A 22814-nucleotide genomic window follows, 5' to 3' on the forward strand; every position below is an offset into this window, starting at 1 on the left:
AACCATCATGTTGCGCCGCCTCGTTCTACTGTCATTCGCGTTATTGCTGGCCGCCTGCGCCAACAATAACGTCCAGCAGGATTTCGACGCCAGCCGCGATTTTGCCGCCTACCGCAGCTGGGCCTGGCAGGAACCCGGCCTGCAATACCGCCCGGACGACCCACGGATCAAGAGCGACCTGACCGAACAGCGCATTCGCCAGGCGGTCGCCGACCAGCTCGACCAGCGTGGCCTGCGCCCGGCCCAGGGCGGCGCACGGCCTGATCTGACCGTGCGCACCTACCTGATCGTCGAGCAGCGCCAGCAACAGATCACCACCAACTACGGCGGTGGCTGGGGCGGCTACTGGGGTGGCTACTGGGGCGGCCCGATGTACAACGAAACCCGCAGTGTCGACTACAAGGTCGCCACCATTCAGATCGACCTGTTCGACGGGCGTGATGGCAAGCTGGTGTGGCGCGGCAGTGCCGAACAGATCATGAACAACTACCCGCCAAGCCCGGAAGAACGCAACAGTGCGATCCAGAACACCGTGGCCAAGGTGCTGGGCAATTATCCACCTGGCAGCAGGAAGTGATGTGCTGCCAGAGCGGGCAAGCCTGTTCCGGCAGGTCTATCTTCACTTGAGGAAACCTAACTGACCGGGTAGATGTGTTCAACATTTGGAAAGGCGACCTGCCCATGCAAAGCATTGTTCTCCTGCTGTGGCTTGCCTTGTGCTCCGAACAGGACGTGCGCCAACGCCAGATCTCCAACCTGCTGACCCTGGGCGTGGCGACTTGCGCGCTGGTCTGGCTGTTCGCCACCGGCCACAGCTGGATCGGCGCCGATGCCAGCGATGCCGGCTGGGCACTGGCCATCGTGATGTTGCTGACCCTGCCCGGCTATATGCTCGGCCGTTTCGGCGCGGATGACGTCAAGCTGATGGGCGCCCTGGCCCTGGCCACCAGCCCGCACTACGTGCTTGGCACCTTCATCGGCGCCGGCGTCACTGTGCTGGTGTGGCTGCTCACCCGCCGGCGCCTGTGGACCTTGCTCAACCCCAAGGTGAAAAAGCGTTTGCAGGCGCTCACCGAGGAAATGGGCGACAAGCAGGCGTTCGTCCCCTATGTGCTCAGCGGTTTTCTTTTGACCGCTGTATGGATCCAATGAACGATCCCTTGGTCCGATACCTGTACACAACTTGTACAAAGCCGCTCCCCGCGACTATTTTTACTTGCCACAGCGTCTGGCTCGGGAGCAGGACTGCATAAGAACAGGGAGTCGATCGTGTCCAAAGCATTCAGCCAAGTGAAAATCCTGGTGGTCGATGACCAACCCGTGATCGTCGAGCAACTCTGCGAGTTTCTCCAAACCCAGGGTTATCACTGTCTGCCAGCCCATTGCGCTGACGAAGCCATCGACCGTTACCAGGCCGACGAGGCCGTCGGCCTGGTTATCTGTGACCTGAACATGCCTGGGCGAGATGGTATCGAGCTGGTCCGCGCTTTGAAGGTACTGGGTGACCAGCGTATTTTCGAGGCTATTCTGCTGACGGGGCGCGCAGAGAAGCAGGACATTATTCGCGCATTACGTGAAGGCTTTGCCGATTACTACCAGAAGCCCATGGACCTTGATGAGCTGCTGGAAGGGGTACGTCGGCAGGAACAGGTGGTGCTGGAGCGTCAACGCCATATCCGCGACCTGGGCGGGCTGAACCAACGCTTGCAGGAGTTGGCCGAATCCGTGGACGAGCTGTATCGCGACCTGGAAAAAGCCCGAGGCCAAGGTGTGCATCGGCGCGCCAACGATGTCGAAGAAGTTGAAAGCGAGCTGCCTGCGGCATTCGAGAAGCTATCACCGCGCCAGCTGGAAGTGGCGCGGCTGGTGAGCACCGGCAAGACCAACTACCAGATCGCCTGCGAACTGGGCATTACCGAAAACACCGTGAAACTGTATGTGTCACAGGTGCTGCGCCTGACCCACATGCACAACCGCACCCAACTGGCATTGGCGCTGACGCCCAGTTCCTCACCGATACACCAGCGCTTCACCCGCCATTGAAGCAACCGCTACTCGCTGACCTGGAACGCCACCCGCGCCGTCTCGCCGCTTTCATCCAGTGCGCTGATTTCGGCCTGACCGACCTGCTGGAAGCGTACCAGCAAGCTGTCCTGCCCCTGGGTCTCGCCCAATGGTTGGCCGTTGAGGAACCACCAGCGCCGGCCGCCGCCACCCAGCGCCGACACATGCAGCTGCAACGGCTCGCTGCTGGTCGCCGGACGACGCAGGTTGTCGCCTGGGCGCACGCCCACGATCGACAGCGGCGGCGCACTGGCCGGCACCTGCGGCGGGCAGGCCGGGTCGATGGCAGGCAGGCGCGCCGCACGCCGCTCGACACGAGGCAGCCACGGCTCCAGGGGGGCCGGCCACAACGCGATGTCGCGGGCTTTGGCGCCCGGGCAGCTGCCATCGACGCGTAGCCCCTGGTCGTTGACCCACACGCTTTCACGCAGGCCCAGGCCGAGCGGCTGGTCAGCCGCCTGCAGGGTGGGCGGCGTAGTGCCATCCAGCGTCCAGGCGAAACGTTGACGCCGGCAATTCGCGTCCTGCTTGTGCAGCGGCTGGCCCAGCGGCCAACAGATCGCCGCCACGCCGACATTCGCCGGTACCCGCTCGACCGGCACACTGATGCCACGCTGGCTGTCGCGGTTGCTCAACAGGTCGTGCACCTGCAGCATCAGCGGCGCCGCCGAGGCCAGGCCGAACTGCCCGGGCACCGGCGTACCATCGGGGCGGCCGATCCACACACCGATCAGGTAGCGTGGCCCCACACCGATCGACCAGGCATCACGAAAGCCGTAGCTGGTGCCGGTCTTCCAGGCCAGTTGCGGGCGTTGTACCAGCTCGGCATGCGGGTCGCGGTCGGGGCGTGCCTGCCCGCTGAGGATACGCCGGATGATCCAGGCCGCCCCGGGTGACAGCAGGCGCCGTTCCAGCAACGGGTCCTGCGGCTGCAGGCGCACCCGCGCACTGTTGCCACCCCGTGCCAGCGCCGCATAGCCACCCACCAGGTCCTCCAGGCGGCTGCCGGCACCACCCAGGATCAACGACAGATTGGGCTCGGCCAGGGGCGGCAAGGTCAACGGCATGCCGGCCATGCGCAACTGCGCGGCAAAGCGTTTCGGGCCGTAGGCTTCCAGCAACTGCACTGCCGGCAGGTTGAGCGAAAGCGCCAAAGCCGAACTGGCCGACACCGGCCCGCTGAAGCCCATGGAGAAGTTGCCGGGACGGTAGTCGCCATAGCGCCGCGGTACGTCCTGCAGCAGCGACTCGGAATGGATCAGGCCGTCGTCCAATGCCATACCGTAGAGAAACGGCTTGAGCGTGGAACCTGGGGAGCGCAGCGAGCGCACCATGTCGACATGCCCGAAGCGGCGCTCGTCGGCGAGGTCGATCGAGCCGAGGTAGGCGCGCACCGCCATGGTCTGCGCCTCGACCACCAGGATGGCGGCGGAGGTCCGCTCCGGCAGCCGTGCTCGCCAGCCCAGCAGCAGGTCTTCGAGACGCCGCTGCAACGCGGCGTCGAGCGTGGTGCGGATCAGCGGCGGGCTGTCGGCGCTGTTCAGGCGCCGCGCCAACAGCGGCGCCAGGGCAGGCTCCTGGCGTGGCGCCAGCACCAGCGGCTCTTCGGTTGCCTCGCGGATTTGCCGCTCCGGCCATACCTGGTATTCGGCCAGGCGTTGCAGCACCTTGTCACGGGCGCGCTGGGCACGTTCGGGGTGGCGGTCCGGGCGCAGGCGGCTGGGTGCCTGCGGCAGCACGGCCAGCAGCGCCGCTTCGGCCGGGGTCAGGTGCATGGGCGACTTGCCCAGATAGGCCCAGCTGGCAGCGGCAACACCCTGCAGAGTGCCACCGAAGGGCGCACGGTCCAGGTAGATCTGCAGGATTTCGCGTTTCGACAGATGCCATTCCAGCTGCGCGGTACGCCACAACTGGCGCAGTTTGCCGGCCAGCGTGCGGTCATGTGGGTCGAGCAGACGCGCCACCTGCATCGACAGCGTACTGCCGCCCGACACCACCCGCCCGCCGCGCAGATTGAGCCAGGCGGCGCGGGCCAGGGCCAGTGGGTTAACCCCAGGGTGGCGGTAGAACCAACGGTCCTCGTAGGTCAGCAGCGCCTGCAGGTACAACGGCGAAACCTCGTCGGGGCTGACCGGGTACCGCCACACGCCATCGGCATCGGCAAAGCGCCACAACGGCGTGCCGTCCTCGGCCAGCACCACCCGGGCCAGGTCGTCACCCGGCATGGGCAGCGGCCACAGGCGGTCGGCCAGCCACAACAGACCGAGCACCATCAGCATGCCAAGCATGGCAATGCGCAACAGCCTGCGTGCACGGCTACGCGGCCGCGTTAAGCTTGGCATCGGGAACCGACCTGGCCGGGTGATGGCCAAAGGCTTGGGAACGGTAACCTCGCCGATTCGTTCATCAGGAAGCAACTATGCATGTAGAAGGTTTTTTCGAGTGGCTGGGCCAGGCACTGGGCTCGTTGATCCGCTTCATCGTCGACATATTCAGCGGGTTGTTCAATCTGCTGGCCAACGCCGGTGGCAATTTCATCGATGGCCTGGCACGCACATTGGGCATGGACACCTCCTTGCTCAGCATCCTGGCCCTGATCATCGGGCTGATGCTGCTGTACTCGGCCATCCGTGCGTTCATGCGTGCCTCGATCATCCTCGGGATCATCTGGCTGGTGTTGGGGTTATGGGTGATGAGCTGGGTGATTCACTAGCCGATGCACCGATCGTGTAGGAGCGGCCTTGCGTCGCGATCGGGCGCGCAGCGGCCGCAAAACCTGGCGACGCGGTTTACCTGCCGTTCCGCGTACACAGGCTATGGGGCCGCGTTGCGGCCCTTTCGCGACACAAGGCCGCTCCTACAACAGACCGCATCGCCCTAGCGGGCTCTGACGGTCATTTCCCCTTGCCCATCGCCCACGGCCTGCAGGTTCGGCCGGTACATCGACTCGACCTGCGGCGCTGGCACACGGTAGGTACCCGGGGTTACCGCCCGCGCCAGGTACAGCAGGTGGGTGGTGCCGTAGCCGTCAAGCTTGAGCGCGGCGACGTACCGGTCATCACGGTACTCCTGGTGCACCAGGCTGGCGTTCTGCATGGAATCGCGCCATTCCTTCACCGCGCTGCTGGCATTGTCCAGGCTGGCGGCACTTTGTGCCAGGTTCTGGTTTTCCAGCTCCAGGCCCGCCGGTAGGAGATCCACTACCAGCGCATCCGGCACCGGGTTTTCCGCCTTGAGCGCCAGGTGCACCAGCACCAGATCGCCACTGCGCAGGCTGTGCAGGTCCAGCGGCTGGCCATTCATGCCCAGGTACTCACGGCGGATCTGCATGCCGTTGCCGCCCGCTGGCTGTGCCTGGCGTGGGTAACCCGACAAGGTCAGCTGCTGGTACAGCGTCTCGCTGCCCTGGTTCTGCACACTCAGCGGCGAGGCCAGCAGCGGGCCTTCCAGCTTCATGCCGGACTCGGCATTGTTGAACTCTCGCACCTCGCCAGCGCTGTCCAGGCGTGCCTGCCACTGGCCCTCCGGCTTGCCGAGCAGGCCACGGCCAGCCAGGAACAGCGCATTGCGTTCCTGGGTAGACAACCAGCGGTTGGCTGCCAGCTCGTCCGACAAGGCGAACAGGCGCTGGTCGACCTTGCTGCTGGCCATGTCGTTCTCCTGCAGCAGTGCCAGGATCAGCGCCTGGTCACGCAGCGAGCTGCCGTAATCGGCCATCCAGCCCTTGCTGCGGCTGATGGCCAGGCCGGCTTGCAATGCTTGATTGGCACGTGGCTTGTCGCCCATCTTGTCCAGTGCCACCGCCAGTTGCACCAGCGGCAGGCCGGAACGGGCGTCGGCGCGGCGTTCGAACAGGCCACGCAGGGCGCCCAACGGTGCCTGCTGGCTGCGCGCCAACACTAATGCGGCGTAGGCCTGCACGGCAAAGCGGGTGTGCTCGGCGTTGTCGCTGTAGTCGACTTCGATCAGGTTACGCTCCTGCACATAGCGCAGCAGGCGCTCGCTGGCCTTCTTCAGTGCTTCGGCCGGCACGCCGTAGCCCTGGTCACGGGCACGCAGCAGGAAGTCGGTGACATAGGCGGTCAGCCAGTACTCTTCTTCACTATCCGAGCTCCACAGGCCGAAGCTGCCGTTGTAGCGCTGCATGCCCAGCAGGTGCTCGATACCCATTTCGATCTTGCGCTTGCGCACATCCGCTGGTTCGCCCTTGATGCCCAGGCGCTTGAGGCTGTCGGCATCCGCGTACAACGACGGGTACAGGCCACTGGTAGTTTGCTCCAGGCATCCGTAGGGGTAGGCCTTCAGGGCACGGATCTGCTCGCCCAGGTTCAGCGGCGGCCGGCTCGACAGGGCCAGGGTAGCTTCCAGGCCGGCAGGCTCGAAGGCGGCCAGGTCTGCTTCAGGCAGGGTCCACGGCTGATCCTTCAAGGCTACACGGTAATGCTTGAGCATCGCCGGGTAGGCCGGACGCACGCCTAGGGTCCACTCCCGTTCGAACGCTGTGCTCGGCTCGTTCGGTAGCTGCAGCCCGGTGACCCGCACATGCACCTTGCCCTGGCCCAGCCCACCCTGGGCCAGGACCGGGATCATCAGCGTCGAACGCTGGCCCTCGGCCAGGTTGACGTTCTGCTGGGCGCTGGCCGCCAGGCTCAACTGGCCTTCGGTGCTGATTTCAACGTTCAGCTGCTGGGCGCGGCCGGACAGGTTGGCCAGGTCCAGCGCCAGGCTGGTGCGGTCGCCGCCAGCGAGGAAGCGCGGCGCCGAAAGCTCGGCAATCAGTGGTGCAGCGACTACCGTCTTGCCTTCGGCCATGCCGAAGTGTTCGTCGGTCCAGGCCTGGGCCATCAGCCGCAGTTCGCCGTTGAAATCGGGGATATCGACCGTAGCCTGGCCCTCGCCCTTGTCGTCCAGGGTCACCGGCAGGCTCTGCTGGGCAACGATGGTCACAGTGGTGTTGGGGCGCTTGCCACCCTTGGCCATCGCCGCGTCACCGCCGAACGCCAGGCTGGCTAGGCGGCCCTGCCCGGCTTCGATCAGCTGGCCATAGATATCCAGCTGGTCGGCACCATAGGCCTTGCGCCCGAACAGGCTGGCAAACGGGTCGGGGGTTTTGAAATCGGTGATGTTGAGGATGCCCACATCCACCGCCGACAACAGCACATGCACCTGCTTGGGGATACTGCCGTCGGCATTGGCGGCCTTGACCTTGACCGTCAGCGGCTGTTTCGGGCGCATCTTTTCCGGGGCCTGCAGGCTCACCGCGAGCTTGCGCTCGGCACGGTCCAGCGGCAGGTGCAACACGCCCACCGCGCGTTTCGGCGTGGCATTGGCCTTGCGCTCACCCGGGCGGATCACCAGGGCGCTGATGTACAGGTCATGGCGGGCCCACTTCTCGTCCAGCTCCACGTCGAAGGTCTTGCCCTCCGCAGGCACGTCGATCTCCTGCCACCACAGCGGGCCGTCGCTGGATTCGATCATCAGGTAGCCGCTGCCGGCCGTCGGTGGGGTAACGGTGACCTTGGCGGTAGCACCGTCGGCATAGGATGGCTTGTCCAGCGCCAACTTGACCTGGTCCGGGCGCACCGCGCCGCCTTCGGCGTTGTCCTGGGCACGATAGCCAGCCCAGAAGCGCTCGCTGGACACCAGGCCGGTCTGCGGGTCTTCCACCTCGACGCGGTACGGGCCCCATTCAACCGGGAAGCTCAGCTTGGCGGTGGAGCCGGCCTTGACGCTGATGGTCTCCTCGCTCTGGGTGAGGAACTTCTCGTTGTAGGCGTAGCTCCAGCCATCGCTCTGCGAGTAGTTCCAGTAATAGTCGCGGCGCTCGCGAATCAGCCGCACCTTGAGGTCCTCGGCGGCCAGCTTGTTGCCGTCGCGGTCGGCCACCAGGAACTCGAATTCCACCGGCGCGTCGCTGTCGGTTTCCTCACCGTCGAACAGGCCGCGCAGGCCCGGCAGGCGCTCGGCCGGCCAGATGGGTTGTTCCAGGCGTCGGGTGATCGGCCGGCCACCGGATTCCTGCAGGCTGGCCTGCACGGTCAGCTGCAGCGGCGAACGGGCTTCAGCCCAACGGCTCTCGATTTCGACCACGGCCTTGCCGGCCTGGTCGAGGGTGACCTCGTCCAGCTCCAGGTCCTGGTTCAGCTCGGTTTCGGTGACCGAGCCGAACTGGTAGCCGGGCAGCGCGGGTACCGCCTCGCGCAGCGGCCGCACATAAGCCTGGCCGCTCAGGCGATTGCCAGCTGCCGGGGCGCCGTAGAGGTAACGGCCATTGACCCGGATACGCGCATTCTCTTCAGGTGACAGCGGTGTGCTGCTGCCCTTGAGTTCCAGCGCCAGGCGCTCGGGCAGGAAGTCTTCGACGAGGAATTCATACACCTGCTTGCGCCCGCCGCCGAGGTCCAGCAGCAGTTGCCAGCGGCCGGTCGGGGCCTCGCCGGCCAGCTGCAGCTGGTACTGGTAAAGGCCATTGCTGTCAGCCTCCCAGACGAACTTGCGGCTGACCTGTTCATCGGGACGGCGCACTTCCACGCTGACTGGCTGGGCTTTGACCGGCTTGCCGTCCTGGTCGCGCAGCAGGCCGTTGAGCAGCACGGTTTCGCCCGGGCGGTACAGGTCGCGCGGGCCGAAGATGAAGAACTGCAGCGGGTTGGCCTGGGGCCCGGTGATATCGAACTCGGCCAGATCCAGCGCTGCGCTGCTCAGGCGCAGCAGGGTGGTGTGCACGCCCTGGGTAGCGATCAGGGTGTCGGCCTTGGGCGTGATCGGCAGCTGGGCATGGCCATCGCTATCGGTGCTGGCCTGGGCCAGCAGCTTGCCCTTGTCGTCGTGGATTTCCAGGTTGACCCCACTCATCGCCTTGCCGCCTTCCAGGGCCTGGGCGAATACATCGAGGCGGTCGCGGTAACGGTGCGCGGATACGCCGATGTCGCTGAGCGTGAACAACGTCGCCGGTTGCGAGTAGTCATAAGTACCGGAGGCACGCATCACCGCCAGGTACACGCCTGGCTCCTGCAGCGGCTTGATGCCGGCAATCGGCAGCAGCACGGTCTCGCGGGTGTTACGCGCGGGGTTGAGGTCGAAGCGGCCGCTGTAGACCAGCTCGGCCATGTCCAGGGTTTCCTTGGACTGGTAGTAGTACAGGCTGCTGTTGCGTCCCCAGTTGGCCAGGAAGGTCGAGAGCATTTCCGGTTTGACCCGGAAGAACTCGACATCGACCTTGTCGACATTCAGGGCGATCACCGGCAGGCCCTCGGCCAGGCGGGTCGGCAGCAGCGAACCGCGGCTGGCGAAGCCGATGGTCGGCTGCATGTCGCGGGTTTCCAGGCGGGTGATCGACTCCTCTTCCAGTTGCTTGCCGTTGACGGCCAGCAGGCCTTTGTCGACGGTCAGCACCAGCTTGCGCTGCGGCTCGAGATGACGCAGGCGCAGCTCCATCTGGTTGTCGGAGAGTTCCCAGGCCCCATCGAGCTTGCCTTTGACGGTATCGACCAGGTGCACCTTGGTGGCCAAGTCCTGCTTGGCATCCAGCGGCGCGGAGAAACTGATCGACAAGGTGGCAGCGCCATCGAGCTGCACTTCGGAAACATCCAGTACCGTCAGCTCGCGGCCCTCGTAGCGCTTGGCGAGCATGGCCGGGTCTTCGCGCTGCGCTGCCGGGGCAGCGGCGGGTGCGCTGGCCGCCGGTTTTTCGGCCGGTGCAGGTTTGCCCGGTGTCGAAGAGTCACAGGCACTGAGCAAGGCCAGCGCACAGGCCAGCAACAATCCTTTGTTGAACATGGAGTAGAAACTCTTTGGCAGGGTGTACGTGAGGGCAGCAACTATAGCGCAAACGCAACCGCAATACCCGGTGTCGCACGTGAGGTGTGACCCGGGCCGCGCGAATGACTGGCCCGGCCGTTACACTGTCGCCATTCCTTGAAGCGGCCCCTGATTGAACAAGGACCCCAATGTCGCAACTGACCACCGATTGGCGCCATCTTCCCACCCACCACAAGGTCTGGGCGCTGGCTGCGCCGATGATCCTGTCCAATGTCTCCGTCCCGCTGGTAGCGCTGGTCGACAGCACCGTCATTGGCCACCTGCCCCACGCCCACCAGCTTGGCGCCGTGGCCGTAGGCGCCACGCTGTTCACCTTCATGGTCGGCCTGATGGGTTTCCTGCGCATGGGTTCCACCGGCTTCGCCGCCCAGGCTGCCGGGCGCGCCGACGGCGCGGCGCTGCGCCAGGTGCTGGTGCAGGGCCTGCTACTGGCGGTGGCCTTTGCCCTGCTGATCGGCCTGCTCGCCCTGCCCTTCAGCCAACTGGCGCTGCACGCCATGCAGCCAAGCGAGGCATTGCAACAATCTACCGAAGACTTCTTCCACACCCGCTTGCTCGGCCTGCCGGCAGCGCTGGCCAGTTATGCGCTGGTCGGCTGGTTCCTAGGCACACAGAACGCGCGGGCGCCGCTGGCAATTCTGCTGACCACCAACCTGCTGAACATCGCTCTCAACCTGTGGTTCGTGCTGGGCCTGAACTGGGGCGTGCTGGGCTCGGCACGGGCCTCGGTGATCGCCGAATGGAGCGCCGCGTTGCTCGGCCTTGCCCTGACCGGCCCGGCCCTGCGCGCCTACCCGGGGCAGATCGTGTGGTCAACGCTCAAACGCTGGCAGGCCTGGCGCCCGCTGCTGGCGGTGAACCGCGACATCTTTCTGCGCAGCCTGGCGCTGCAGCTGGTGTTCCTGCTGATCACCGTGCAGGGTGCGCGCCTGGGTGAAGCCACGGTGGCGGCCAATGCCCTGCTGCTCAACGGGCTGCTGCTCACCGCTTACGCCCTCGATGGCCTGGCGCACGCCGTGGAGGCGCTGTGCGGGCATGCCATCGGTGCGCGGGATCGGGATACCTTGCGCCGCTCGCTGGTGGTGGCCTGTGGTTGGTCGTTGATCACCAGCCTGGGTTTTGCCGGTTTGTTCCTGCTGGGCGGGCACCTGTTCATCGACCTGCAGACCAATATTGACAGCGTGCGGGCGGCGGCTTATCCGTACCTGCCGTATCTGGCGCTGCTGCCGTTGATTGCGGTGTGGAGTTATCTGCTGGACGGGTTGTTCATTGGTGCGACCCGGGCGCGGGAGATGCGTAATGCGATGTTGCTGTCGGTGCTGATTGCGCTGCCCTTTGGGGTGGGCATGAGCGGGTTTGTCAACCATGGGTTGTGGTTGGCCTTTCTCGGATTCATGGCGTTGCGGGCGGTGACGTTGGGGTGGTTTGGGTGGAAATTGAATCTGCAAGGCAAGTGGGTGGCGGAGCAGGGGACCACAATATGATCCCGAAGATCAGCAATGGATCAAGGCAGCTATCAGATATGCGAAGACGTTCGGCTATTTGTGGGTTGGTGAGGGTGCATGCCTTGGGTTTTGCGGGGGCGCGTAAATCGAGCGCCGCGCGGGCGGCGCTCGGTGTCATAGACGCTGAAGGTTCCCCGGCGGACACCCTGCGATCACGAGGAAAGGTAAGACGAGCGCGTCAGGCCAAGACGCAAGGCATCCAGATACTGTGTCCGCTCACGCGCGCTGATCCTGGCACTGGCCACCTTGTCACGATAATGAGTCATTAACTCCTCAGGCGACAGGTGCACGTAGCGCAGCATGTCCTCGATGGTGTCGTGGGTCTCGATACCGGCGTGGTACACGCTGCCATCGGCGTTCTGGTAGATGTTCACCGAGTCGGTGTCACCGAACAGGTTGTGCATGTCACCGAGGATTTCCTGGTAGGCACCCACCAGGAACACGCCCAGCAGGTAGTCCTCGCCTTCCTTCACCGCATGCACCGGCATGCTGGTCTCGATGCTCTGCTCGTCGACATACTGGTTGATCTTGCCGTCGGAGTCGCAGGTCAGGTCCTGCAGCACGGCACGGCGCATCGGCTCTTCGTCCAGGCGGTGCAGCGGGATGATCGGCAGCACCTGGCCGATGGCCCAGGTGTCCGGCAGGCTCTGGAACACCGAGAAGTTGCAGATGTACTTGTCGGCCAGCTTGTCGTTGAGCTCGTCCAGCACCTGGCGGTGCGAACGCTGGCGGGCCTTCAGCGAGTTGTGCAGGCGGCGACACACGGCGAAGTAGCACTGCTCGGCCAAGGCCTTCTCGGCCAAGGTGAGCTTGCCATCGGCATACTGCGCGGCCACGTCACCCATGTAGTGGGTGGCGCGCCAGTAGGTCTCGGTCACCATCTCGATGTCGGTCGGGGCGAGCAGGTCGGCCAGCCACTGCACGGTCTCGGGCAGGGCTTCCTTGTTTTCGATGGTCGGCACCTCGTCGTTGTGTTTCTCGACATCCGTTACCTGGATGACCAACATGGCGTGATGCGCGGTCAGCGAGCGGCCACTCTCGGAGAAGATGTGCGGGTGCGGCAGGCCCTGCGCGTCGCAGAACTCCTTGAGCATGCCGACGACCACGCCGGCATAGTCGTCCATGTCGTAGTTGATCGAGCTGGCATTGCGCGAGTGAGTACCATCGTAGTCCACGCCCAGGCCACCGCCGACGTCGATATGGTCCACAGGCAGGCCCAGTGCACGCAGCTCGCCGTAGTAACGGATGGCTTCCTTGAAACCGTGCTGGTAGTCGGCCAGGTTGGCGATCTGCGAGCCCATGTGGAAATGCAACAGGCGGATGCCCTGGTCCAGGCCGGCATCGCAGAAGCGCTGCACCACCGAAATCAGCTGGGCAGCCGACAAGCCGAACTTGGACTTCTCGCCACCGGTGTCGGCCCACTTGCTCGAGGCCAGCGACGACAGGCGCACACGCAGGCCTACCTGCGGCTTGACCTTGAGCTCGGCAGCTTCCTCGATCACCAGGGCCACTTCCGACTCTTTCTCGATGACGATGAACACATTGTGGCCGAGCTTCTGGCCCATCAGCGCCAGGCGGATGAATTCGCGGTCCTTGTAGCCGTTGCAGACGATGGTGCCACCCTTCGGCGCCAGCGCCAGCACCGCCAGCAGCTCGGGCTTGGAACCAGCTTCCAGGCCGATGGAAACGTTTTGCGTGGCGATGATGTTTTCCACCACCGCTTCCTGCTGGTTGACCTTGATCGGGTACAGCGCGGTGTACTTGTTCTGGTACTCCAGGCGCGCGATGTTGGCATCGAAGGCACCGGTCAGCTGGCGCACGCGGTCCTGCAGAATGTCGGGGAAGCGCACCAGCAATGGCAGCGACAGGCCACTCTGGCGCAGTTCGTCGACCTGTTCGAACAAGTCGATCGGTGCGCTTTTCGGGCCGTTGGGGCGCACTTCGACGCGCCCGGCTTCATTGATGGCGAAATAGCCAGCGCCCCAATGGCGGATGCCATAAACACTGCGGCTGTCGGCCACGGTCCATTGGCTACCATCGTCTTTGCGTGTGCGTCGTACGGACATTCAAGTCCCCTATAGATAAGTCAAAGACACTGCCCCGCAAGGAAGCGGGCGCAGTGTAAAAGCCAAAAATGACGATTCGTCCGTGCCAGGGTAGACCCTGGCCACGGCAACGAGTTTAGAAAGCACTGGGCGAAAAATCGCGCGGCCGCATCAGCCGCCGGACTTTTTCGCCTTGAAACCCTGCTTGATCAGCTCGCCGACCAACAGCTCGACATGGTCGCCCTGGATTTCAATGACCCCATCCTTCAGTGCGCCACCGGTACCACAGCGGCGCTTGAGGGTGGAGGCCAGCTCCTTGAGCTGTTCGAGCGGCAGCGGCACGCCGCTGACGGTGGTCACGGTCTTGCCGCCGCGACCCTTGCTTTCGCGGCGCACACGGGCAATGCCATCACCTTCGGGAATGGTTTGCTGCTTGCAGATACAGGCATCCACCGGCTGGCTACAGTCGGGACAGTGTCGACCGACGTCGGTGGAGTAAACAAGACCGCCAAGGGCGGCGAAGGAAGAAGCTTTCTTGGCCACTTTTGTTCCTCTGGGCTGAGGACAAAAACTGGTCGACGGGAGCCGACCGCGAAGCCCCACTCTGGCAGGGGCGGCGCTACTGCCACAAGAACTGCGGCAGCCCGAAAAGGGCGCGCAGTTTAACGATAAATGCGGCTGTTGCTAAGTACCGGATTGCGGCATTTTGCGAAAGTTTTGCGACTATTCGCCGGCACGCCCGCGAATACGGCTGCAACGCCGCTCTCGAGTGCTGCACAGACTGCGGGAGCGGGCGTGCCCGCGAAAGGGCCGGTACTGCCAAAACACCTATCCCTGGCTGGCTTTGTAGCGCTGCAACGCCGCCAACGAGTCCGGGCAATACGGCTTTGCCAGGCGCTCCTGCTCAACCTGCTCCAGGCCAATGAAACGCGCCTCGATCACTTCCTCCGGCTGCAGCCGCAACGGCGCATCCGACACCGCCGAATACACCGCACACCACAAGCGATTATCCGGTTGATCAAAGTAGAACCGCTCGTGAAAGCGCAACTCGACACCGTCGATCCCCAACTCCTCGGCCAACTCCCGCGCCGCCGAATCGGCATAAGCCTCGCCGGCGGTGACCATGCCGCCTGCCGCTACATCCCAGTACCCTGGGTACAGCGCCTTGCTCAGGGTGCGCCGGTGCACGCACAGCTCACCGGCGCTGTTGAACAGCAGAATGAACGTGCAGCGCCCGATCAGACCGCGCTCGCGCAACTCGGCGCGTGGCAAGGCACCCAGTACCTGGTCGGCTTCGTCCACCCAGGTGACCAGTTCGCGGTCGGAAGCCGCCCGGTGGGCGGCCTCGTCAGGGCTGATAGCCATCATCAACCCTGCGACAGCAGCTGACGCAGGTCGATAACCGCGGCGTTGGCTCGGGAAATGTAGTTGGCCATGACCAGCGAGTGGTTGGCCCACATGCCAAAGCCACTGCCATTGAGCACCATCGGGCTCCACAAGGCTTCCTGCGAGGCTTCCAGCTCACGGATGATCTGGCGCACGCTGACCGTGGCGTTCTTCTTCGCCAGCACGTCGGCGAAGTCCACTTCGATCGCGCGCAGCAGGTGCGACAGCGCCCAGGCCTGGCCACGGGCTTCGTAGAATACGTTGTCGATCTGCAACCACGGGGTTTCCACCAGTTCCTCGTCCACCTGCGGCGCCTGGCCGGCGACCAGCGACTCGGTCTTCAGCGTGGTGTTGAGCTTGACCCGGCCAACGCTGGCCGACAGGCGCTGCGACAGCGAGCCCAGGCGGGTGGCCACGTCACCCAGCCAGTTGTTCAGGTTGTCGGCACGGGTGTAGAAGATCGCGCCCTTGTCGCCGGCCGCCAGACGGGTCTGGTAGCGGCTCAGTGACTTGATGCCCTCCTCGAACTCCGATTCGCTCGATGGCAGGATCCAGCTCTTGTTGTCGAAGTTGAAGCGCGGCTCGGCCTTGGCCAGGTCGGCGTCTTCGGTGGACTGCGATTGCGAGCGGGCGAAGTCCTTGCGCAGGGCACGAGACAGATCGCGCACCTGGACCAGTACGCCGTACTCCCAGCTGGGCATGTTGTCCATCCACAACCCTGGCGGGAAGCGGTCGTTGGAAATGTAGCCACCCGGCTTGTTCAACAAGGTGCCAGCCACGGTCTTGAGGGTTTCGACCGTGGTGTAGCCCACCACCATCTGCTGCCCAGCGCGCTCGGCTGCAGCCTGGGCGTTCTGCTGCACCGGGAACAGGGCCGGCTCCTGGCTCCAGTACCAGCCCAGGCCGATACATACCAGCAGGTACAACCCGATGAGAGTCCCCAGGGCACGGCTCCAGAGGCCGCCAAGGTAGCTACGGGCGGCGGCGCCACGGCCATCGACACGCTCACGGGGCTCGGCTTGGGCCTCGCGGTTTTTCCAGTCCAGCATGGCTTTGTCCTTAATTCAGTCACGACAGTTCAGGGGCTTGGACCACAGGCCTGTATCAGGGTGCCACGGCATGCCCGCATGGCTGCACTATAAAGCAGACACCGCCTTACGCATAAGCGACCAATCAGTCGGCAACTGAATATTCGTTCTGCCCGCTTTGTTGATGCAGAGCACTCACGCATCGGAAAAGAACTGCTAGCATAGAGCCATCATCGCCTCTGCACCTCCCCACCCCTACAAAGTAGCCAGGACATGAGCCAAGCAGTCGAGCCGAGCCCGCAGTGCCCCGCCCAACAGCTGTCGCGTAGCGGCCTGCGCAAGTACGACCCGCTCGGCCAGCTGCTGCTACCGCCAATGCGCAAGCCGGTGTACATCCTGCTGCAGGACCACGAACGTGCTCAGCGCCTGGCCCAGCAACTGGAATTCTTTGGCCTGGTGGTGCAGGCGCTGGCCAGCGCTGCGGCGTTTCACGCTTCGATCGTGGAATACCCGCCCTCGGCCATCATCATGGATGTCGACTTCAACGGCGCCGGCCAAGGCCTGCTGCTGGCGGCCCAGGTCCAGCAAGGGCAAGCCCGGCACATACCGCTGCTGTTCTTCAGCCATCACGAAACCGATACCCCGACCCGCCTGGCCGCCGTGCGCGCCGGGGCGCAGGACTTCCTCACCGGCACCCTGGAAGCCTCCAGCCTGCTGGAAAAGGTCGAACGGCTGACCAACGCCACCCCGCACGACCCGTTGCGCGTGCTGATCATCGACGATTCGCGCACCCAGGCGTTGCACACCGAGCGCGTGCTGACCAGTGCCGGCATGCTCACCCGCAGCCTGACCGACCCCATCCGCACCATGGCCGAGCTGGCCGACTTCCAGCCCGACCTGATCATCCTCGACCTGTACATGCCCGCCTGTACCGGCCCCGAGCTGGCCAAGGTCATCCGCCACAGCGACCGGTATGTGAGCGTGCCGATCATCTACCTGTCTGCCGAGGATGACCTGGACAAACAGCTGGATGCCATGAGTGAAGGTGGTGACGATTTCCTGACCAAGCCGTTTCGCTCACGCCAGCTGATCACCACGGTGCGCAACCGGGCCGCCCGTGCCAGGCACCTGAAGGCGCGCATGGTGCGCGACAGCCTGACCGGGCTGTACAACCACACGCATATCCTGCAATTGCTTGAAGACTGCAGCTTCCGCGCCCGGCGTGAGCTGCAGCCGTTGAGCTTCGCCATGCTCGACATCGACCACTTCAAGAAGATCAACGATCGCCACGGCCACCCGATGGGCGACCGCGTGATCAAGAGCCTGGCATTGTTCCTCAAGCAGCGCTTGCGCAAGACCGACTTCATCGGCCGCTATGGGGGTGAGGAATTCGCCATCGTCATGCCCAATACCGCGCTGGACGCAGCGCACAGGGTGCTGGACGAAATCCGCCGACGCTTTGCCGAGATTCTCTACCCGGCCCAGCCGCAGGATCTACGGTGCACCTTCAGTGCCGGGGTGGTGCAGCTGGATGAGGGGCTGGATGCACTGACCATGGCCAGTGCGGCAGACGAGGCGCTGTACCGGGCCAAGCATGCCGGGCGCAATTGTGTGGTGCGTGTAGAGCCCTGAGTTCCGCATTGCCTGTACTGGCCTCTTCGCGGGCGAGCCCGCGAAGAGGCCAGTACAGGCAATACAGATACAGGCACAGTGCCACTTTTTTCTCTGGCACCAGCCCCTTTCGTCATCACTCCGTCACACAACCGCCATAACTTCAGCCACCGACTCTCCCCTCCCGCAGGAAGCTCGCGGCTATGCGCCTGAAGTGGCTGACCAATTTCAACACCCTGTTGCTGGTAACCGTGTGTATCGCCCTGGGCGCCACCTTATGGTGGTCGCAGCGGGCCCTGGAGCGCCCCTATCAATTGATGGAGCACTACCTGGGCCTGTCCCAGCAGTTCCAGCACCAGGCAGCCGACAATATCCAGGCCTACCTGGCCAGCGGCGATGCCCTGCGCCACGCTGCGGCCATGGAAGCCAACCAGCAACTGCAAGCGGCGCTGGCCGAATGGCCCGACGCACTTGCCGGCAAGCTGCGCCCCAGCCTGGACAGCCTGCAAGCCTTCACCGCCGAGGAACTGCTGGCCGCCGGCAAGCTGGCGGGCGACCCGCAGGCGTTGCTGCTGCAGGCCGAGCGGGAGCTGGGGGCCAACTTCGAACAATTGGCCGGCTACGCGCGTGACAGCGCCAGCGCCGACGCCAACCGCTACCTGCAGCCCCTGCTGGAGGCCACCGTGCACCTCGGTCGCCTTTCGCTGGCACGGGACAAGCTGGTCAGCAGCAGTCGCCCGGAACTGGCCGACGAAGTCGAGCGCGAGCTGCAACAGGTTCGCGCCCAGGCCCAGATCATCGGCAGCCTGCCACTGCTTGGGGTAACCCGCGCTACCGAAACCGGCGCCGACGACTTTGCCGCCATGATGGGCCTGGAGACTCAGGCCAGCGCCCAGCAGGAAGACATCGCAATTGGCCTGAAGCGTGAATTGCAAAACCTGCTCAGCCGCTATCCGGGCGAACTGCAACGCACCCGCGAGCAGATCGAGCGCCGTGCCGCCCTCGCCGCCAGCACCGGTCAGCGTCTGCAAGCGGTGCAGCAGGCCATTGCGGCGCTGGAGCCCGAGGTACGCAGCCAGCACGCCAGGATTGCCGCCGAGGTGCGCATCATCCAGGGCCTGATGATTGGCCTGATCCTGCTGATCGCGCTGCTGATCGACACCTTGCAACGGCGCCTGGCGCGCACCCTGACCGGCCTGGCCCCGGCCCTGTCGCGCTGGGCCGAAGGCGACTTCGCCAAGGCCATCTCCCTGGGCAAGACCAACCGCGAACTTCACGACATCCAGGATTCGCTCAACCGCCTGCGCCAGTACCTGGTGGAACTGGTCGGCACCATCCGCCACAACGCCGAACAGGTGGCCGGCAGCAGCCATGCCCTTGCCGGCATGAGTGCCGCCCTGCATGACGGTGCCGAACGCCAGGCAGGTGACACCGGGCAGATTCGCGATGCCCTGGGTGAACTGGAAGCAACCATCCAGCAGGTGGCCGGTGACGCCAGCGCCGCCGCCGATGCCAGCCGCGATGCTGGCCGCGCGGTGGAACAGGGCCAGACGGTGATTGGCCAGAGCCTGTCGGGCTTGCGCGCGCTGGTCGATGAAGTGCAGGGCAACGCCCGCATGATCGAGCAACTGGCGGAAGAGTCGGCCACTATTGGTGGCGTGCTGACGGTGATCCGCTCGATTGCCGAACAGACCAACCTGCTGGCGCTGAACGCCGCGATCGAAGCCGCACGTGCCGGAGAGATGGGCCGCGGTTTCGCCGTGGTGGCCGACGAGGTGCGCTCGCTGGCACAGCGTACCACCGGGGCAACCGGGGAGATCCAGGCGCTGATCGACCGCCTGCAGCAGGCCGCCAGAAGCTCGGTGGCCGGGATGCGTGCGCAGCTCGAACATGCCGAGGCCACCGCCAGCCAGGCCCAGGCGGCGGATGGGGCGCTGGACGAGATCGTCAGTGCCATCCGCACCATCGCGGATACTGCGGTGCGGATTGCCGACGTCACGGCGCAGCAAAGTGGCGCAGTGAGTGAAATTCGCGACCACAGCCAACGCATTCATGCGCTGGGTAAAGACAACCTGCAACGCATTGGCGAGGGGCGTGAGCAAGGCGAGCAATTGCTGAGCCTGGGCGGTGAGCTGAACCGGGCGGTGCGGGCCTTCAGAGTCTAGGTTGGCCTGTACTGGCCTCTTCGCGGGTAAACCCGCTCCCACAGGGATAGCGTATGGCTTGAGGTCTATGCGGTCGAGGTGGGAGCGGGTTTACCCGCGAAGAGGCCGACACAGGTAGCAAATCAGCCAGCGGCCATGTGTCGCCCCCGCCATCAGCATGGCCCCAACCTGCACCAACTCCGCTATCATGCCCGGCACGTTCGACCTCGCGAGTCCGCCATGCGCCGCCTGTTTTTCCTGCTGTTCCTGCTGCTGGCCAGCCCCGCCTTCGCCACGGGCCTGCTCGACAACCGCCCCAGCGCCACCCTCGGCGCCGCGTCGTTGTCCAACAACGCCGACTTCCTGCCGGTACACGAAGCGTTCAAGCTCGATCTGATCCAGGCCGATGCGCAAACCATCAAGTTGCGCTTCGTCGCCAGCGATGGCTATTACCTGTACCGCCACCGCTTCCAGTTCCGTACGGAACCGGCCGACGTCGCCCTGGGTACGCCGAACATCCCCAAGGGCGAGGCCAAGCACGATGAATTCTTCGGCGATGTCGAGGTATATCACGGCGTGCTCGACATCGAACTACCGCGCAACGACCCACGCGCCTTCACCTTGCTGGTGGGCTACCAGGGTTGTGCCGACAAAGGCCTGTGCTACCCACCGGAAACCGCACGCCTGAGCATCGATGGCGAAGCCGGCGCGAGCACACCGGCCAGCACCGAGCACGGCTGGAGCTGGAAGTCGCTGCTGCTGTTCTTCCTTGCCGGGGTCGGCCTCACCTTCACCCCTTGCGTGCTGCCAATGTTGCCAATCCTCTCCGGTGTGGTGCTGCGTGGCCAGGCCGGCGGCTTGCGCGGCCTGGCGCTATCGCTGGCCTATGTGCTGCCGATGGCGGCCAGCTTTGCAGCGCTCGGCGCCCTGATGGGCCTGTTCGGCGCCGGCCTGAACCTGCAGGCACGCCTGCAATCGGCCTGGGTGCTGGTGCCCTTCGCGCTGTTCTTCGTGGTATTCGCCCTGGCCATGTTCGGCCTGTTCGAACTGAAACTGCCACAGGCTCTCAACCAGCGCCTGAATAATGTCGCCAACCACACCCGGGGTGGCTCGCTGCTGGGCGCGGCGATACTGGGCGTGCTTTCCAGCCTGCTGGTTTCGCCGTGTGTTTCAGCCCCGCTGGCCGGTGCGTTGCTGTACATCAGCGCCAGTGGCGACGCCCTGGGCGGCGCCCTCAAGCTGTTCGCCCTGGGCCTGGGCATGGGCGCACCGCTGCTGCTGGTGGCTACCGGCGGTGCAGCCTGGCTGCCGAAAAGCGGCCCCTGGCTGAACACGGTGAAAAATGCCATCGGCGTGCTGCTGCTGGTCTTGGCCATCGGCCTGCTCAGCCGAGTGCTGCCGGGCCCGCTGACCTTGCTGCTGGTGGGTTTCCTGGCCGCCGGGGTGGCGCTGTTCCTGGGCGCCCTGGAGTTCGTGGTCAAGCCCCCCCGCCAGCGCTTGACGCAATTGCTCGGCCTGGCCTTGCTGGTGTATGCCGTGGCCTGTTGGTACGGCGCCCTCAGTGGCCAGGGCGACCCGCTGCGCCCGTTGCCACCGCCTACCCTTGTGAGTGCGGGCAGCAAACCGGCAACAGCGGCGGATAGCTGGCACACCGTTACCACCCCGGCTGCACTGGACGCGGCCCTGGCCCAGGCCAAGACCGCCGGCCAACCGGTACTGCTGGACTGGTACGCCGACTGGTGCATCAGTTGCAAGGTGATCGAGCGCGAAGTGCTTACCGCGCCGCAGGTACAAGCACAACTGGCCGGCTTCAAGTTGCTGCGTTTCGACATCACCGCGAGCAACGCCGAGCAACGCGCACTGCTCGACCGCTACCAGTTGTTCGGCCCCCCTGCCCTGTTGTTCTTCGCCGCGAACGGCAGCGAAATCACCGCTGATCGGGTCATTGGCGAGCTAAACGCCAGTGAGTTTGCGCAAATTCTTGCACGCGTACGCAGCAAAGTCGGTCTATAACTTCCCGCGCCCTGTGAAAAAACCGGAAATCGGTGACTGGATTTAATTATCTGGTCACATATTTCGCGCGAATCTCGGACATCGTGCTGCCTATTGCCGGGAACTGGACACTCGCTGTCGCTTTACGGCACACTCGCCGCGCTGTGTCGAATTGCCCTACAAATCCAAGGAATCGCAGATGGCAACGCTACTGGTGCTCCACGGCCCCAACCTCAACCTGCTCGGCACCCGCGAGCCTGGCCACTACGGCGCCGTGACCCTGGCCCAGATCAACCAGGACCTGGAGCAACGTGCCCGCGCCGCAGGCCACCATCTGCAATACCTGCAGAGCAACGCCGAGTACGAACTGATCGACCGTATTCACGCCGCACGCAACGAGGGTGTGGACTTCATCCTGATCAATCCGGCTGCTTTCACGCACACAAGCGTTGCATTACGTGACGCGTTGCTTGCGGTGAGCATCCCATTCATCGAAGTGCACCTGTCCAACGTGCACAAACGCGAACCGTTCCGCCATCACTCCTACTTTTCCGATGTTGCCGTAGGGGTGATCTGCGGCCTGGGCGCCAGCGGTTACCGCCTGGCCCTGGAGTCCGCGCTGGAACAACTGGCTGCCAACGCACAGCCCAAATGATGAAAACCCTGGCCTCGGTGGGCCAGGGTTCGAGAGAAACGTTTCAGATACGTTTTTTGTAATTTCGCCCCCTGACCGAACCTTTGGGAGTTGATGATTAATGGATATCCGTAAAGTCAAGAAACTGATCGAGCTGCTGGAAGAGTCTGGCATCGACGAGCTGGAGATCAAGGAAGGCGAAGAGTCGGTCCGTATCAGCCGCCACAGCAAGACCCCTGCTGCCCAGCAGTACTTCGCACCGGCCCCGGTAGCCGCTGCGCCTGCCGCTGCCCCGGTTGCCGCTGCCGCTGCCCCGGCCGCCGAAGCTGCCGCCGCCCCGGCCCTGAAAGGCACCGTGATCCGCTCGCCGATGGTCGGTACCTTCTACCGCAAGCCTTCGCCAACCTCGCCGAACTTCGCTGAAGTTGGCCAGACCGTGAAGAAGGGCGACACCCTGTGCATCGTCGAAGCCATGAAGATGATGAACCACATCGAAGCCGATGTTGGCGGTGTCATCGACGCCATCCTGGTAGAAGACGGCCAGCCGGTTGAGTTCGACCAGCCGCTGTTCACCATCGTTTGAA

Annotated in this window: 16 protein-coding genes; 10 read left to right on the plus strand and 6 right to left on the minus strand. The window is 64.5% G+C overall.

Translation table 11 applies throughout. The features are described 5' to 3' along the window. Positions 1–7 precede the first annotated feature (7 nt). The 3 genes from HU760_RS21445 (at position 8) to HU760_RS21455 (ending at position 2043) form a co-directional block, all read left to right on the plus strand. Positions 8–577 (plus strand): DUF4136 domain-containing protein, encoded by a 570-nt coding sequence (locus HU760_RS21445; protein ID WP_186678846.1) that lies wholly within the window; start codon positions 8–10, stop codon positions 575–577. A gap of 104 nt (positions 578–681) precedes the next feature. Beyond that, a complete protein-coding gene (locus tag HU760_RS21450) occupies positions 682–1152 on the plus strand; it encodes an A24 family peptidase (protein WP_186678848.1) in 471 nt (156 codons plus the stop codon). A 117-nt stretch (positions 1153–1269) separates the two neighbouring features. After that, positions 1270–2043 carry a response regulator gene (locus HU760_RS21455; protein WP_186678850.1) on the plus strand — a complete coding sequence of 258 codons (774 nt, stop codon included), beginning with the start codon at positions 1270–1272 and terminating at the stop codon, positions 2041–2043. 8 nt (positions 2044–2051) lie between these two features. Here the strand turns inward: HU760_RS21455 and pbpC are convergent, their stop codons facing one another. Next, positions 2052–4406, minus strand: coding sequence for a peptidoglycan glycosyltransferase PbpC (pbpC, locus tag HU760_RS21460; RefSeq protein WP_186678851.1), 2355 nt, complete (start codon positions 4404–4406; stop codon positions 2052–2054). 77 nt (positions 4407–4483) lie between these two features. Here pbpC and HU760_RS21465 point away from each other — a divergent pair, with 77 nt between their 5' ends. After that, complete coding sequence (locus HU760_RS21465; RefSeq protein WP_186678853.1) at positions 4484–4777, plus strand: hypothetical protein; 294 nt, start codon at positions 4484–4486, stop codon at positions 4775–4777. Positions 4778–4941: 164 nt separating this feature from the next. On the opposite strand, the gene HU760_RS21470 is transcribed toward HU760_RS21465, so the two are convergent. Next, a complete protein-coding gene (locus HU760_RS21470; RefSeq protein ID WP_186678855.1) occupies positions 4942–9843 on the minus strand; it encodes an alpha-2-macroglobulin family protein in 4902 nt (1633 codons plus the stop codon). Between the two features lie 170 nt (positions 9844–10013). On the opposite strand from HU760_RS21470, the gene HU760_RS21475 reads away from it, so the two are divergent. Next, positions 10014–11369 carry an MATE family efflux transporter gene (locus HU760_RS21475; RefSeq protein ID WP_186678857.1) on the plus strand — a complete coding sequence of 452 codons (1356 nt, stop codon included), beginning with the start codon at positions 10014–10016 and terminating at the stop codon, positions 11367–11369. Positions 11370–11542: 173 nt separating this feature from the next. Here the strand turns inward: HU760_RS21475 and speA are convergent, their stop codons facing one another. The 4 genes from speA to HU760_RS21495 all read right to left on the minus strand — a co-directional run bounded on the left by speA (position 11543) and on the right by HU760_RS21495 (position 15870). Next, positions 11543–13456: an arginine decarboxylase gene (gene speA, locus HU760_RS21480; RefSeq protein ID WP_186678865.1), complete on the minus strand. Its 1914-nt coding sequence runs from the start codon at positions 13454–13456 to the stop codon at positions 11543–11545. Between the two features lie 150 nt (positions 13457–13606). Next, complete coding sequence (locus tag HU760_RS21485) at positions 13607–13978, minus strand: translation initiation factor Sui1 (RefSeq protein WP_186678866.1); 372 nt, start codon at positions 13976–13978, stop codon at positions 13607–13609. Between the two features lie 285 nt (positions 13979–14263). Further along, positions 14264–14800, minus strand: coding sequence for an NUDIX hydrolase (locus tag HU760_RS21490; RefSeq protein ID WP_186678867.1), 537 nt, complete (start codon positions 14798–14800; stop codon positions 14264–14266). A gap of 2 nt (positions 14801–14802) precedes the next feature. After that, positions 14803–15870: a DUF2333 family protein gene (locus HU760_RS21495; protein WP_186678868.1), complete on the minus strand. Its 1068-nt coding sequence runs from the start codon at positions 15868–15870 to the stop codon at positions 14803–14805. A gap of 252 nt (positions 15871–16122) precedes the next feature. On the opposite strand from HU760_RS21495, the gene HU760_RS21500 reads away from it, so the two are divergent. From HU760_RS21500 to accB, 5 genes are all read left to right on the plus strand, one after another. Then, positions 16123–17481: a diguanylate cyclase gene (locus HU760_RS21500; RefSeq protein ID WP_186678873.1), complete on the plus strand. Its 1359-nt coding sequence runs from the start codon at positions 16123–16125 to the stop codon at positions 17479–17481. A gap of 182 nt (positions 17482–17663) precedes the next feature. Then, positions 17664–19625 (plus strand): methyl-accepting chemotaxis protein, encoded by a 1962-nt coding sequence (locus tag HU760_RS21505; protein WP_186678874.1) that lies wholly within the window; start codon positions 17664–17666, stop codon positions 19623–19625. A gap of 219 nt (positions 19626–19844) precedes the next feature. Continuing rightward, positions 19845–21617, plus strand: coding sequence for a protein-disulfide reductase DsbD (locus HU760_RS21510; protein ID WP_186678876.1), 1773 nt, complete (start codon positions 19845–19847; stop codon positions 21615–21617). Between the two features lie 178 nt (positions 21618–21795). Then, entirely contained in the window at positions 21796–22251 is a 456-nt protein-coding gene (gene aroQ / locus HU760_RS21515) for a type II 3-dehydroquinate dehydratase (protein ID WP_003255330.1), read from the plus strand. A 100-nt stretch (positions 22252–22351) separates the two neighbouring features. Then, complete coding sequence (gene accB / locus HU760_RS21520) at positions 22352–22813, plus strand: acetyl-CoA carboxylase biotin carboxyl carrier protein (protein WP_186678878.1); 462 nt, start codon at positions 22352–22354, stop codon at positions 22811–22813. The last annotated feature ends 1 nt before the right edge of the window (position 22814 follow it).

The organism is Pseudomonas oryzicola (genome assembly GCF_014269185.2).
Classification (GTDB): domain Bacteria; phylum Pseudomonadota; class Gammaproteobacteria; order Pseudomonadales; family Pseudomonadaceae; genus Aquipseudomonas; species Aquipseudomonas oryzicola.